The 14343-nt window shown below is 63.2% G+C and carries 10 protein-coding genes; 7 read left to right on the forward strand and 3 right to left on the reverse strand.

What is annotated here, in order from left to right:
* Positions 1 to 22 precede the first annotated feature (22 nt).
* The 4 genes from WF331_RS05455 to WF331_RS05470 all read left to right on the forward strand — a co-directional run bounded on the left by WF331_RS05455 (position 23) and on the right by WF331_RS05470 (position 3450).
* Complete coding sequence (locus WF331_RS05455) at positions 23 to 511, forward strand: DUF3015 domain-containing protein (RefSeq protein ID WP_016501548.1); 489 nt, start codon at positions 23 to 25, stop codon at positions 509 to 511.
* 71 nt (positions 512 to 582) lie between these two features.
* Positions 583 to 2436 carry an Lnb N-terminal periplasmic domain-containing protein gene (locus WF331_RS05460; protein WP_340622712.1) on the forward strand — a complete coding sequence of 618 codons (1854 nt, stop codon included), beginning with the start codon at positions 583 to 585 and terminating at the stop codon, positions 2434 to 2436.
* 91 nt (positions 2437 to 2527) lie between these two features.
* Entirely contained in the window at positions 2528 to 2884 is a 357-nt protein-coding gene (locus WF331_RS05465; protein ID WP_284364866.1) for a hypothetical protein, read from the forward strand.
* Between the two features lie 68 nt (positions 2885 to 2952).
* Entirely contained in the window at positions 2953 to 3450 is a 498-nt protein-coding gene (locus tag WF331_RS05470) for a GreA/GreB family elongation factor (protein ID WP_340622713.1), read from the forward strand.
* A 132-nt stretch (positions 3451 to 3582) separates the two neighbouring features.
* On the opposite strand, the gene gdhA is transcribed toward WF331_RS05470, so the two are convergent.
* The 3 genes from gdhA to WF331_RS05485 form a co-directional block, all read right to left on the reverse strand.
* The gene (gene gdhA, locus WF331_RS05475; RefSeq protein WP_016501552.1) at positions 3583 to 4923 is read right to left on the reverse strand and encodes an NADP-specific glutamate dehydrogenase; all 1341 of its coding nucleotides are present in this window, start codon (positions 4921 to 4923) and stop codon (positions 3583 to 3585) included.
* A 221-nt stretch (positions 4924 to 5144) separates the two neighbouring features.
* Complete coding sequence (gene ettA / locus WF331_RS05480; protein ID WP_016501553.1) at positions 5145 to 6812, reverse strand: energy-dependent translational throttle protein EttA; 1668 nt, start codon at positions 6810 to 6812, stop codon at positions 5145 to 5147.
* 291 nt (positions 6813 to 7103) lie between these two features.
* The gene (locus tag WF331_RS05485; protein WP_340622714.1) at positions 7104 to 7517 is read right to left on the reverse strand and encodes a hypothetical protein; all 414 of its coding nucleotides are present in this window, start codon (positions 7515 to 7517) and stop codon (positions 7104 to 7106) included.
* Between the two features lie 248 nt (positions 7518 to 7765).
* Between WF331_RS05485 and WF331_RS05490 the strand changes: the two genes are divergently transcribed.
* The 3 genes from WF331_RS05490 (at position 7766) to WF331_RS05500 (ending at position 14339) form a co-directional block, all read left to right on the forward strand.
* Positions 7766 to 11596: a sensor domain-containing protein gene (locus tag WF331_RS05490; RefSeq protein WP_340622715.1), complete on the forward strand. Its 3831-nt coding sequence runs from the start codon at positions 7766 to 7768 to the stop codon at positions 11594 to 11596.
* Between the two features lie 284 nt (positions 11597 to 11880).
* On the forward strand, positions 11881 to 13134 hold the full coding sequence (gene glyA, locus WF331_RS05495; RefSeq protein ID WP_012270418.1) for a serine hydroxymethyltransferase: 1254 nt from the start codon (positions 11881 to 11883) through the stop codon (positions 13132 to 13134).
* A 248-nt stretch (positions 13135 to 13382) separates the two neighbouring features.
* Complete coding sequence (locus WF331_RS05500) at positions 13383 to 14339, forward strand: arsenic resistance protein (RefSeq protein ID WP_340622716.1); 957 nt, start codon at positions 13383 to 13385, stop codon at positions 14337 to 14339.
* Positions 14340 to 14343 lie beyond the last annotated feature (4 nt).

A 14343-nucleotide genomic window follows, 5' to 3' on the forward strand; every position in this document is an offset into this window, starting at 1 on the left:
TAAGACAAAGAGAACAAATGCTATGAAACGGATTCTTCTGGGTACTCTGTTCACCGTGGTCTCGCTCAACGCCATGGCCGAAGCGCCTGGCGGCCCGAACTGCGGCTGGGGCAACATGCTGTTCGAAGGCCAGCGCGGCACTCCGGCACACTTCCTGGCTTCTACCACCAACGGCACTTCCGGTAACGCCACCTTCGGCATGACCTCCGGCACCAACGGCTGCTCGACCAAGGCTTCGCTGACCTACGGCGGCAAGTCCTGGTTTGCCATGAACGGCATGATGAACGAGCTTTCCGAAGACATGGCCATGGGCCAGGGCGAAGCACTGACCACCTATGCCGTAGTGCTTGGCGTGGCCCCGGAAGACCGCGTCTACTTCAACTCGGTTACCCACCAGCACTTCAACCAGATCTTCAGCAGCGCCGACGTCACTGCCGAAACTGTCCACACCAACACCCTGGCCGTTCTGAAGAGCGACCCACGCCTGGCCAAATACGCTACCGAGGCCTAAGCACCGCTGTTCCCGCCCCCACGGGGGCGGGTTTCGCCTTTTTCGGCATCGTGAAGAAGTAGTTGCCCGATATGCTCAAACGCCTCGCTTCCCTGGCGCTGTGTGCCTGCGCCCCTGTTCATGCCGCGCCCGTGCTGGATCAAGGCCGTCTCCAGCAACTGGCCAATACCCCTTACTGGCTCGCCATTGGTCACTACGAAACCGCCAAGCTCGGCGGCTGGCGTAGCTATGTGGACGATGATGCCTTCTTCCTCGCCGAGGACGGTGCGCACCACCCCGACCAAGAGCTGCAAGCCACGGTCGAAGCGCTGTATGCCCCGGCCAGCCTGGGCGACAAGCACGCCCAATGCGTATTCCCCGCCCGCACCCGCTGGCTGCGCGAACAGCTTGACCTGCAAGGCTTGCCGCAACCGGACTGCCAGGAGTTCAAGACCTGGTACAAGTCGATCGACCCGCACAGCGCCGCGCTTATCTTTCCGGCGGCCTACCTGAACAGCCCGTCTTCGATGTTCGGCCACACCCTGCTGCGCATCGACCAGTCCAACACCCGCAGCGACGACACCACGCTGCTGAGCTACGCGATCAACTTCGGGGCCTACATCGAAGGCAGCGACAACAGCATCCTGTACGCCTGGAAGGGCCTGATGGGCGGCTACCCAGGGCTGTTCGCGCTGATGCCCTACCAGGAAAAACTGTCCGAATACCGCAGCCTGGAAAACCGCGACCTGTGGGAATACCAGCTGGACCTCACCCCCGAAGAAACCGGGCGCATGGTCGAGCATGTGTGGGAGTTGAAGCAGATCCAGTTCGACTATTTCTTCTTCGACGAAAACTGCTCGTATCGCCTGCTGGAGCTGCTGCAAGTGGCCCGGCCGAGCCTGGACCTGACCTCGCAGTTCCCGCTGACCGCCATCCCGACCGATACGGTGAAGGCCGTGAAACAGTCCGGCCTGGTCGCCAGCGAGGTCTACCGCCCTTCCCGCGAACGTGAACTGCTGGCCCGGGCAGAGCCGCTGGACCACGACGAAAAGCGTCAGGTGCTGGCCGTGAGTGCCAACACTGCACAGTTGCAGAGCCCTGAGTTCAAGGCCCTGCCCCGCGAACGCCAGGCGTTGGTACAAGACGCCGCCTATCGCCTTGAGCGTTACCGGGCCAATGGCCAGGAACGTGACCCTGGGCAGGCGAAACGCAGCTTCGAGCTGCTGCGGGCGATCAACAGCAACCCGCCGCCGCCCTTGCATATCGAGCGCCCCGGCCTGCCTGAAGACGGCCATGACTCACGCACCTGGCAACTGGGCGTGGGCACCCGTGAAGACCGCGCCTACGCCGAGTACGGCCTGCGCATGGCCTACCACGACCTGAACGACAATGCCTACGGCTTCCCGCTGGGGGCGCAAATCGAGATCCTGCAGCTGAAGGTGCGCCAGTACGAGGGTAATGACTGGCAGGTGCAGCGCCTGGACCTGGCCACCATTCGCTCGCTGACACCTCGCAACGAGCTGCTCAAACCCTGGTCGTGGCAAGTGGCCGGCGGCCTGGAGCGGGTGCCGGGCAAGCATGATGACGAGGTGCTGGTAAGCCACGTGAACGGCGGCGCCGGTGGCACCTGGCAACTGGCCGACGGGTTGCTGGGTTTTGCCCTCGGTACGGTGCGGGTCGAGCATCACAACGACTTCGCCCAGTTCATCGCCCCGGCGGCAGGGTTCAATGGCGGGCTACTGTGGCGCAACGGCTTGGGCAACCTGACGCTGGAGGCAAAGGGTGATTACTTCACCAACGGCGAAGTGCGGCGCAGTGTGAGCCTGAACCAGCAGTGGGAGATCAGCCAGAACCTTGGGCTGCGGTTGAGTGCCTCGCGCGAGTTCAGCCACCTGGCTACCGCGCAGAACGAGGTAATGCTCGAATTGAAGTGGTACCACTACTGAGTGATCCAATCGACTCTTTGACACCGTTTTGACAGCTCCTCGACAAATGGCCACCTAGACTTCCCACTATAAACGGGAGGGTCTGGTGGTCATGTCGCGGTACTGGTTCGGCGTGTGCATTGCGTTGTTGCTGTCAGGTTGCGAAACCACCCACGAGCACATGCTCAACCATGGTTATCCCCCTGCCTATGCCGATGGCTTTGAGGATGGCTGCAGCAGCGGCCGGCAGGCGGCCGGGCTGATGGTGGGCGGCTTCAGCAAGAACGTGCCGCGCTACCTGCACGAGCGCCAGTACGAAACCGGCTGGGACGACGGCTTCCGCCAGTGCCACGCCATGCAGAACAGTGAAGAACAGCGCGAGTACCACGAACGCTTCTGGGACCAGCGCGACCGCGATTGGGAACAGGAAAAGGACCGTGGCGCGGCCAAGGCTTATCGCCACAACTGAGTCGCAAACGGACATTCCTTGAAACCGGCGGCCTGCCATGATGGTCTCCTGCACATAGGAGGCCCAGCATGAGCCGAGCATTCGTCAATGAAGACCAGGCTGCCGCCCAGGCCGACCAGCCGGTCGAGCGTCGTGTCAGCGAACAACCCAACTACCTCACCGCCAACGGCCTGCGCCAGCTCCAGGCCCGCGTGGCCGAGCTGAATGCCTTGCGCAGCGAACTGCAGGCGCAGGGCGAACGTGGCGACAAGCAGCGGCTGGCCGATACCGAGCGGGACCTGCGTTACTTCAGTGCGCGAGTGCAGAGTGCCCAGGTGGTGCCGGCAGCCACCTCACACAGCAAGGTGCAGATTGGTAGCCGGGTGCGGTTTGTCGATGCGCAGGACCAGGAGCAGGTGGTGCAGCTGGTGGGCGAGGATGAAGCGGATGCCGGGCAGGGGTTGATCAACTGGGGTTCGCCACTGGGGCGGGCGTTGCTGGGCGCGGGGCCTGGGGATGAAGTGGTTTGGCGGCGGCCGGTGGGGGATCAGGTGATTGAAGTGGTCGGGATCGAGGGTGAGCCCTGAGGAGGCCGCCGTGCGGCCCATCGCCGGCAAGCCAGCTCCCACAGGGTCATCACAGCCCTCGAGCCCTGTGATGACCCTGTGGGAGCTGGCTTGCCGGCGATGGGCTGCAAAGCAGCCCCAAAAAACTTCAGGTCAGACTACGCCTTGGGCCAGCATCGCATCAGCCACTTTCACAAAGCCTGCGATGTTCGCACCTTTGACGTAGTTGATACGGCCATCCGCCTCTTCACCGTAGTGCACGCAAGCATGGTGAATCGACTGCATGATGTTGTGCAGCTTGCTGTCCACTTCACCGGCAGTCCACAGCAGGCGCATGGCGTTCTGCGACATTTCCAGGCCCGACACAGCCACGCCGCCGGCGTTGGAGGCTTTGCCCGGGGCATACAGGATGCCGGCGTCCAGGAAGATATCCACAGCTTCGAGGGTGGTCGGCATGTTGGCGCCTTCGGCCACGCAGATGCAGCCGTTGCGCAGCAGCGTGCGGGCGTCTTCGGCGCCCAGCTCGTTCTGCGTGGCGCACGGCAGGGCGATGTCGCACGGCAGGCTCCACGGGGTCTGGCCCTTGCGGAACTCCAGGCCATACTGCCCCGCCAGTTCGCTCAGGCGGCCACGCTTGACGTTCTTCAGCTCCATCAAGGCGTCCCACTGGGCATCGGTCAGGCCGGCTTCGACGTACAGGGTGCCTTCGGAGTCGGACAGCGAGATCACTTTGCCGCCCAAGTCCATCACTTTACGCGCCGCATACTGGGCCACGTTGCCCGAGCCGGAAACCGCCACGCGGCGCCCGTCGATACGCTTGTCCTGGCGTTTGAGCATTTCTTCGGCGAAGTACACGCAGCCGAAGCCGGTGGCTTCCGGGCGGATCAGGCTGCCGCCGTAGGTCATGCCTTTACCAGTCAGCACCGACGTGAACTGGTTGGCCAGGCGCTTGTACTGGCCAAACATGAAGCCGATTTCGCGGGCGCCCACGCCGATGTCACCGGCCGGTACGTCGCAGTCAGCGCCAATGTGACGGTACAGCTCGCTCATGAACGCCTGGCAGAAGCGCATCACTTCGGCGTCGCTCTTGCCTTTAGGGTCGAAGTCCGAGCCGCCCTTGCCGCCGCCCATGGGCAGCGAGGTCAGGGAATTCTTGAACACCTGCTCGAAAGCTAGGAACTTCAGCACGCTGAGGTTTACCGACGGGTGGAAGCGCAGGCCGCCCTTGTACGGGCCGATGGCGCTGCTCATCTGGATGCGGTAGCCGCGGTTGACCTGCACCTTGCCTTGGTCATCGACCCAGGAAACGCGGAACAGCACCGCGCGCTCAGGCTCGACCATACGCTCGAGGATGCCCGATTGCAGGTAGTGGGGGTTGGCTTCAAGGAACGGCCACAGGGTGCGCAGCACCTCTTCCACCGCCTGGTGGAATTCCGGTTGGCCGGGGTCACGCTGTTGCAGGCGTGCAAGGAAATGGTCGACAGATTCGATCATGGTAGACATCTCACCAAGAGGATTGGACTTATTGGTTTTTTTTCGAATGTACCAAGAAGCAATCGCACTGGAATAGGGCGAAATGTCGTTTTTTTGAAATTATTTGGTGCGTTTTATATAAGTGTATACAAACCACGCGCTTGATCAGCCGCTTTCCCGCTTGAGCCAGGCACAAAAATGGGGCCACCAAGGGCCCCATTCTTGTGCATCAGAAAACCGGCTTACTGGGCCAGTTTCTTGTGCCGTACACGGTGCGGCTGGGCAGCAGCATCGCCCAGGCGCTTCTTGCGGTCGGCTTCATACTCGGTGTAGTTGCCTTCGAAGAACACCACGTTCGAGTCGTCTTCGTACGCCAGGATGTGGGTAGCCACACGGTCCAGGAACCAACGGTCGTGGGAAATCACGATCGCGGCGCCCGGGAAGTCCAGCAGGGCTTCTTCCAGCGAACGCAGGGTTTCGACGTCGAGGTCGTTGGACGGTTCGTCGAGCAGCAGGACGTTACCGCCCTCCTTCAGGGTCAGGGCCAGGTGCAGGCGGCCACGCTCACCACCGGACAGGTCCTTGACGAACTTCTGCTGGTCGCCACCTTTGAAGTTGAAGCGGCCAACGTAGGTACGCGACGGGATCTCGTAGTTGCCGATGCGGATCTGGTCGGAACCGTCGGAAATCTGCTGGAACACGGTCTTGGCGCCGTCCAGGTCTTCGCGGCTCTGGTCCACGCAAGCCAGTTGCACGGTTTCACCGATCTCGATGCTGCCCGAGTCCGGCTGTTCCTTGCCCATCAGCATGCGGAACAGGGTCGACTTACCGGCACCGTTACCACCGATCACGCCGACGATGGCGCCTTTTGGCATGGCGAACGACAGGTTGTCGATCAGCACGCGGTCGCCGTAGCCTTTGGAGACGTTCTTGAACTCGATGACCTTGTCGCCCAGGCGCGGGCCAGCCGGGATGTAGATCTCGTTGGTTTCGCTGCGTTTCTGGAATTCCTGCGACTGCATTTCTTCGAAGCGCTGCAGACGGGCCTTGGATTTGGACTGACGAGCCTTGGCGCCTTTGCGCACCCACTCCAGTTCCTCTTTCATGGCCTTCTCGTGGGCGCTCTGCTGCTTGGATTCCTGCGCCAGACGGTCCGACTTGGCTTCCAGCCAGCCCGAGTAGTTGCCTTCGTACGGGATACCGGCGCCGCGGTCCAGCTCCAGGATCCAGCCAGCGACGTTGTCGAGGAAGTAACGGTCGTGGGTAATGGCTACCACGGTGCCAGGGAAGTCGTGCAGGAAGCGCTCAAGCCACGCCACCGAATCGGCATCCAGGTGGTTGGTCGGTTCGTCGAGCAGCAGCATGTCGGGGGCCGACAGCAGCAGGCGGCACAGGGCCACACGGCGCTTTTCACCACCGGACAGGTGCTCGATTTTTGCGTCCCAGGCCGGCAGGCGCAGGGCGTCGGCGGCGACGTCCAGCTGACGCTCCAGGTTGTGGCCATCGGCGGCCTGCAGGATGGCTTCCAGCTTGGCCTGCTCGGCGGCCAGCTTGTCGAAGTCGGCATCCGGGTCGGCGTAGGCGGCGTAGACCTCATCCAGGCGTGCCTGGGCGTCCTTGATCACGCTGACCGCTTCCTCGACCACTTCACGCACGGTCTTGGTCGGGTCCAGTTGCGGTTCCTGTGGCAGGTAACCCACGTTGATGTCGGGCATCGGACGGGCTTCGCCGTCGAATTCCTTGTCGACGCCCGCCATGATCCGCAGCAGGGTCGATTTACCGGCACCGTTCAGGCCGAGCACGCCAATCTTGGCGCCCGGGAAGAACGACAGGGAAATGTTCTTGAGAATTTCCCGCTTCGGCGGCACGACCTTGCTCAGCCGATGCATGGTGTAGACGTATTGAGCCAAAACCAAGCCCTCTAATTCAGATAGGTAAAGACATCGACGATCGCCCAGGCAGCATGGCCAGGGGGATGCGTGTTCGGGTGTCATTGGACAAAGACGACCATTCTACGCCAACGCGCGGCGTTGCATAGGAGGGGCCGAGGGTGGGGGGATCCCAGAGAAGATGCTATTGCCTGTACCGGCCTCTTCGCGGGCACGCCCGCTCCCACAGGTTCACCACAGGGCCTGAGCAATCCGTGATCCCTGTGGGAGCGGGCGTGCCCGCGAAATGGCCGGCACAGCAGCCGAGATGGCTCAGACGTGACGCTGTTTGGCCTTGCCCCGCGGCAACCGGCAACGGTCGCCCTGCCCGGCCAGGCGCGCGGCCCAGGCGGACTTCACGCTGAAGCCGCCGCTGCGGGCAGGTTGCTGCTCGGCAACGTTGGCCACATTGGCCGGCTTGGCAGCCGCAGGCGCAGTACTGACCACCTTGGCGGCAGGCTTGACTGCCCCCTCTGCCGGCGTTGGCGCTGCTGCCGCCTTGGCGGTCTTGCGCAGTTCAGCCAGCGAGGGCGCTTTGCTCTTGGCGCTGGCGGCAGCGCCAGGTTTGACCAGCGAGCGCTGGCAAGACTTGCAGGATACGTCCTCGGTCACGGCAGTGCTGACAAGGGTCTGACTGCTGCGCCCACAGGCGGAATCGAGGCCATTGGAGGAAAAGTGAGTAACCAAAACCGAACATCTCCGATGCGTTGTCATGTATAGCGGGCGCTATTCTCGCACAGGTTGCAGGGGCTTGCCGAACCACCGGGCCGGCACCATCGGTCAACATGGCTGGCACTTTGCCATAATCCTAGGCATGCTAGCCGGTTTCAGGTGTCCGGCCTTATAGTGCGCCACCGTTGTGCGCCAACCAGACACCGGCACACACCGTGCATGATCCTTCCCTGCCATCGCCAGCCCAATCGCAGGATCAACGCTTGACCAACCTTAATCATCCGTCGACATTGCGTACCGCGCCACAGGCGCCCGCCGCCACCCTGCGCGGGTCGGTCAAGGGTGCGTTGGCGATGCTTGCCTTGATACTGCTGGGCCTGTTGCTGTGGCAGCTTTTCGCCCAGTTCAACCACACCCAGGCCGACCTGCGCAAACAAAGCCTGGACGCCACTGCGGAACTCGCCGACCACCTGGGCCTGAACATGGCGTTCAAGGCGCAGCAGGCAGTAAATGTGGTGCAGCCTTACGTCAATGCGCCGACGCCCGCCGCCCTGCCGAGCCTGGTGGATACCTTGCGCGAGCGCCTGCCCGCCTTGCAGAGCGTGGCCTGGCTGGACAGCGCCGGGCAACTGCGCGCCGACAGCCTGGCCGGCAGCCCGGACCGCCAGTTGCTTGACGAGTTGCTGAAGCTGAACCAGGGCCGCCCCTACTTCTTCACCAATTCAGCCGACAACCGCACCCTCTACCTGCTGCTGCGCCAGTCCACCGAGCAGGACCGTGGCTACTGGCTGCTGCGCCTGTCGCCGGACTACTACAGCACCCTCACCGTCCACCTCGATGGCGCCGGCCACCCCCTGTGGCTGCTGGAAAACAGCCGCAGCGGCGAGGTACTGCAACGCCACGCGCCGGCCGACACCGGCAGCGAGCCGCTACAGAGCGTGATGCTGGCCTTTATCGACAACAGCACCTGGCAACTGCGCGGCCTGTTCGACGCTCAGCTGACCCAGCAGAAACTGCTGCCTGCACTGATCGGCAAATGCCTGCTGGTGCTGTTCTGCGCCCTGCTGCCAGTGCTGGCCCTGATCAACATGCGCCGCCGCCAGCGCGCGCTGCAGGAGGACCGCCGGCGCTACCAGGAAATTTTCGAAGGCACCGGCGTGGCCTTGTGTGTACTCGACCTGTCCAGCCTTCCCGGCCAGCTCGACCGTTACCACCTGCGCAACCGCGCTGCGCTCAAACATAGCCTGGCCCTGGACCCGAACCTGCGCCGCTCGCTGCTGCTGGAGCTGAAAATCACCGAGGTCAACCAGGTTGCCCGCCAGCTGCTCAACATCAACTGCCACGAAGGAGCCTGGCAGCGGCTGATAGACGGCACGGGCGATGGCCGCGACAGCATCGGCATGCAACTGATCGACGCGCTGATCGAACACCGCCCGCTGCTGGAGCTGGAAGTACGCCTGCCGGCCCCGCTGGGCGGTGAGCTGCACCTGTGGCTGATGGCACGGCTGCCGCAGCAGCGCGGCGACTACCAGGCGGTGATCCTCAGCATCAGCGACATCACCAGCCGCAAGCAGGTGGAGCTGTCGTTGCTGGAGCGCGAAAGCTTCTGGTCGGACGTGGTGCGCACCGTCCCCGACCAGTTGTACGTGCAGGACGTGCTCAGCCAGCGGATGATCTTCAGCAACCGCCACCTTGGCCAGACCCTGGGTTACGACCGCACCGAGCTCGCGCAAATGGGCGACCGCTTCTGGGAGCTGCTGCTGCACCCCGAAGATGCCGCGCACTTCCAGGCCCTGCGCCAGCAACAGCGCGACAACGGCCATGACCAGCCGCTGCACTGCCAGTTGCGCTTCCGCCACCGTGATGGCGGCTGGCGCTGCTATGACATCCGCGAGCAGGTGTTGACCCGTGACGCCGAAGGCCTGGTAACGCGCATCATCGGCGTGGCCAAGGACGTGACGGTGCAGATAGAGGCCAGCCAGTCGCTGCGCGACAGCGAACAGCGCTACCGCATGCTCGCCGAAAGCATCAGCGACGTGATCTTCTCCACCGACAGCCTGCTCAAGCTCAACTACGTCAGCCCTTCGGTGCAGAGCGTGCTGGGCTACCAGGCGGACTGGATCTTCGCCAACGGCTGGCAGTCGATCATCGCCAACCCGGCCCAGCTCACCGGCATCTACAGCCTGATGGAGCGCGTGAGCAAGGCCATGGGCGACCCGGTCCAGCTGGCCCAACTGCGCAGCCAGCTGCCGACCCAGCTGTTCCTGTTCGACTGCCTGCGTGGCGATGGCCGCAAGATCCCCATCGAACTGCGCCTGGTGCTGGTGTGGGACGATGACCAGCGCTTTGAAGGCGTGCTTGGGGTGGGCCGTGACATCAGCCAGCAACGCCGTGCGGAAAAAGACCTGCGCATGGCCGCGACGGTATTCGAGCATTCCACTTCGGCCATTCTCATCACCGACCCGGCTGGTTATATCGTGCAGGCCAACGAGGCGTTCAGCCGCGTCAGTGGTTATGCCGTGAGTGAAGTGCTCGACCAGTTGCCGGGCATGCTCACCGTCGACGAACAGCAGGAAGGCCACCTGCGCTATGTGGTCAAGCAGTTGCACCAGCGCGGCAGCTGGGAGGGCGAGGTGTGGCTCAAGCGCCGTGACGGCGACCACTACCCGGCCTGGGTCGGCATTACTGCGGTACTGGACGACGAAGGCGACCTGGCCAGCTACGTGTGCTTCTTCACCGACATCAGCGAGCGCAAGGCCAGCGAACAGCGCATCCACCGCCTGGCGTACTACGACGCCCTCACCCACCTGCCCAACCGCACGCTGTTCCAGGACCGCCTGTACAACGCACTGCAGCAGGCCGAGCGGCAGAAGGGGTGGGTGGTGCTGATGTTCCTCGACCTCGACCGCTTCAAGCCGATCAACGACTCCCTCGGCCATGCCGCTGGCGACCGCATGCTCAAGGACATGGCCCTGCGCCTGCTGGCCTGCGTGGATGATGACGACACCGTGGCACGCATGGGCGGCGACGAGTTCACCCTGTTGCTGCAACCGCGCCCCAGCCGCGAACTGGCGCTGAACCGCGCCATTCACGTGGCAGAGAATATCCTCGGCAGCCTGGTGCGGCCGTTCGTGCTGGAAAACCGCGAGTTCTTCGTTACGGCCAGTATCGGCATCGCCCTCAGCCCGCAGGATGGCAGCGAGCTGAGCCAGCTGATGAAAAACGCCGACACCGCCATGTACCACGCCAAGGAACGCGGCAAGAACAACTTCCAGTTCTACCAGGCCGAGATGAACGCCAGCGCCCTGGAGCGCCTGGAGCTGGAAAGCGACCTGCGCCACGCCATGGAGCAGAACGAATTCATCCTCTACTACCAGCCGCAGTTCAGCGGCGACGGCAAGCGCCTGACCGGCGCCGAGGCGCTGCTGCGCTGGCGCCACCCGACCCGTGGCCTGGTGCCGCCGGGCGACTTCATCCCGGTGATCGAGGAGCTGGGCCTGGTGGTGGACGTGGGCGACTGGGTGTTGCGCGAAGCCAGCCGCCAGCTAAAGGCCTGGCACAAGGCCAAGGTGCGGGTGCCGAAGGTGTCGGTGAACATTTCGGCCCGGCAGTTCTCCGACGGCCAGCTGGGCACGCGGATTGCCAACATCCTTGAAGAAAGCGGCCTGCCGCCGGCCTGCCTGGAGCTGGAACTGACCGAAAGTATCCTGATGCGCGAGGTGAACGAGGCGCTGCAGATTCTGGCCAGCCTGAAAAACCTCGGCCTGAGCATTGCGGTTGATGACTTCGGCACCGGCTACTCATCGCTCAACTACCTCAAGCAGTTCCCCATCGACGTGCTGAAGATCGACCGCACCTTCGTTGATGGCCTACCCGAAGGCGAGCAGGACGCGCAGATTGCCCGGGCGATCATCGCCATGGCCCACAGCCTCAACCTGGCGGTAATTGCAGAGGGCGTGGAAACCCACGAGCAGCTGGAGTTCCTGCGCGAGCATGGCTGCGACGAGGTGCAGGGCTACCTGTTCGGGCGGCCGATGCCAGCACATCAGTTCGAGGCGCAGTTCGCCAACGAAACCCTGTTCATGCTCCATTGATGCGGTACCTGCACTGGCCTCATCGCCGGCAAGCCAGCTCCCACAAGTGATGCATCAGCCTCAAGGCCAGCGCCAGTCCTGTGGGCGCTGGCTTGCCGGCGATGGGGCCATATGCGCCCCAAAAAATGGACCTGAGAGTCAGCTCCGGAACCCACTCAGCCCAGACACGGCGCGGGATGCAACATGAGCCCCATTGGTCCGCGACTTGATGCCACTTCATATGCCAGCCGCGAATCAATCGGTTAGAATGCCCACCCAAACTACCCCGATCCTTGAGGACCGCCATGTTCAGCCGTGATTTGACCATTGCCAAGTACGACGCCGAGCTCTTCGAAGCCATGCAGCAAGAAGCCCTGCGCCAGGAAGAGCATATCGAGCTGATCGCTTCGGAAAACTACACCAGCCCGGCAGTCATGGAAGCTCAGGGCTCGGTCCTGACCAACAAGTACGCCGAAGGCTACCCAGGCAAGCGTTACTACGGTGGTTGCGAGTACGTCGACATCGTCGAGCAACTGGCCATCGACCGTGCCAAGGAACTGTTCGGCGCCGATTACGCCAACGTCCAGCCGCACGCTGGCTCCCAGGCCAACGCCGCTGTCTACCTGGCCCTGCTGTCGGCCGGTGACACCATCCTGGGCATGAGCCTGGCCCACGGTGGCCACCTGACCCACGGTGCTTCGGTAAGCTCGTCGGGCAAGCTGTACAACGCCATCCAGTACGGCATCGACGGCAACGGCCTGATCGACTACGACGAAGTCGAGCGCCTGGCTGTCGAGCACAAGCCGAAGATGATCGTTGCCGGCTTCTCGGCCTACTCGCAGGTCCTGGACTTCGCCCGCTTCCGCGCCATCGCCGACAAGGTCGGTGCCTACCTGTTCGTCGACATGGCCCACGTTGCCGGCCTGGTTGCCGCTGGCGTGTACCCGAACCCTGTTCCGTTCGCCGACGTGGTCACCACCACCACTCACAAGACCCTGCGCGGTCCACGTGGCGGCCTGATCCTGGCCCGTGCCAACGCCGACATCGAGAAGAAGCTGAACTCCGCTGTCTTCCCAGGCGCCCAAGGCGGCCCGCTGGAGCACGTCATCGCCGCCAAGGCCATCTGCTTCAAGGAAGCCCTGCAGCCTGAGTTCAAGGCTTACCAGCAGCAGGTGGTGAAAAACGCCCAGGCCATGGCCAGCGTATTCATCGAGCGTGGCTTCGACGTGGTGTCCGGTGGCACCCAGAACCACCTGTTCCTGCTGTCGCTGATCAAGCAGGAAATCTCCGGTAAGGACGCTGACGCCGCTTTGGGCAAAGCCTTCATCACCGTCAACAAGAACTCGGTACCGAACGACCCACGTTCGCCGTTCGTCACCTCGGGCCTGCGTTTCGGCACCCCAGCCGTCACCACCCGTGGTTTCAAGGAAGCCGAGTGCAAGGAACTGGCTGGCTGGATCTGCGACATCCTGGCTGACCTGAACAACGAAGCGGTGATCGACGCCGTACGTGAGAAGGTCAAGGCTATCTGCAAAAAGCTGCCGGTTTACGGCAACTGATTGGCGCCAGCCTGAAGTGAAAAAGCCCGGCCCAGTGCCGGGCTTTTTCGTGAGCGGACCATGAAACACGTTCGCAGGCCTGATACACGTCCTGTGGGAGCGGGCGTGCCCGCGAAGAAGGCTACGCGGTGGATGGCACCGGCTGCGCCGGTGTTCGCGGGCACGCCCGCTCCCACAGGTAATATGCTTGCCTTCACTACCTGGGCTCCATTCAAGTTGCTTCCACATTACCAACCACAGGCCACACCTTGACCAGAGAACAACTCGAGACCCACCAGATCCCGATCTACTTCGCTGCCGTGCTCGCAGCCGTTGCCTTCGGCTTGATGGCCAGCGACAGCGCACGCCACCTGGAAGCCCTGGTCACCCCCGCCATTGCCGTGCTGATGTACGCGATGTTTCTGCAAATCCCTTTCCTCGACCTGCGCCAGGGTCTGGGTAATCGCCGTTTCATGGGCGCCCTGCTGCTCGCCAACTTCATTCTTGTGCCGCTGTTGGTCTGGGCGATCACCCGTGGGCTGGTCGAGCACCCGGCGATCCTTGTCGGGGCGCTGCTGGTACTGCTTACACCCTGCATCGACTACGTGGTGGTGTTCACCCACATCGGCAAAGGCGACTCGCGCCTGACCCTGGCCGCCACACCCGTGCTATTGCTGGTGCAATTGGCACTGCTGCCGATCTACCTGGCCCTGATGCTGGGAGACAGCAACAACGTGGCCATTTCCATCACGCCGTTCGTGGAAGCCTTCGTGCTGCTGATCGTGCTGCCCATGCTGCTTGCCGTGCTCACCAGCCTCGGTGCCCGCCGCTCGCGCACAGTCGCGGCCTGGAATGACGCCTGGGCGTGGTTGCCCGTGCCGGCGATGGCCTTGGTACTGGTGGTTGTGATCGCTTCGCAGATTGCCGTGGTGCTGCGTGATTTCGACCGCTTGCTGCCGGTGATTCCGGTGTACATCGGCTTCATGCTGCTGGCGCCAGTGCTCGGGTTCATCGCGGCGCGGCTGCTGCGCCTGCCGGCCACCGAAGCGCGTTCGGTGATGTTCAGCGCATCGACCCGCAATTCGCTGGTGGTGCTGCCGCTGGCACTGGCCTTGCCAGAGCATACGCGCACCCTGGCGGCAGCTGCCGTGATCACGCAGACGCTGGTGGAACTGGTGTGCGAGCTGGTGTACGTGCGGGCCATACCTCGCCTGGCCCGCACGTAGGGGC

It is taken from the genome of Pseudomonas sp. YNh (assembly GCF_037993085.1).
GTDB classification, from domain to species: domain Bacteria; phylum Pseudomonadota; class Gammaproteobacteria; order Pseudomonadales; family Pseudomonadaceae; genus Aquipseudomonas; species Aquipseudomonas putida.

Coding starts and splice junctions, on each gene's coding strand:
- gdhA (WP_016501552.1), bottom strand. CDS start 4,923: ATGATCGAATCTGTCGACCATTTCCTTGCACGCCTGCAACAGCGTGAC.
- WF331_RS05460 (WP_340622712.1), top strand. CDS start 583: ATGCTCAAACGCCTCGCTTCCCTGGCGCTGTGTGCCTGCGCCCCTGTT.
- glyA (WP_012270418.1), top strand. CDS start 11,881: ATGTTCAGCCGTGATTTGACCATTGCCAAGTACGACGCCGAGCTCTTC.
- WF331_RS05470 (WP_340622713.1), top strand. CDS start 2,953: ATGAGCCGAGCATTCGTCAATGAAGACCAGGCTGCCGCCCAGGCCGAC.
- WF331_RS05465 (WP_284364866.1), top strand. CDS start 2,528: ATGTCGCGGTACTGGTTCGGCGTGTGCATTGCGTTGTTGCTGTCAGGT.
- WF331_RS05455 (WP_016501548.1), top strand. CDS start 23: ATGAAACGGATTCTTCTGGGTACTCTGTTCACCGTGGTCTCGCTCAAC.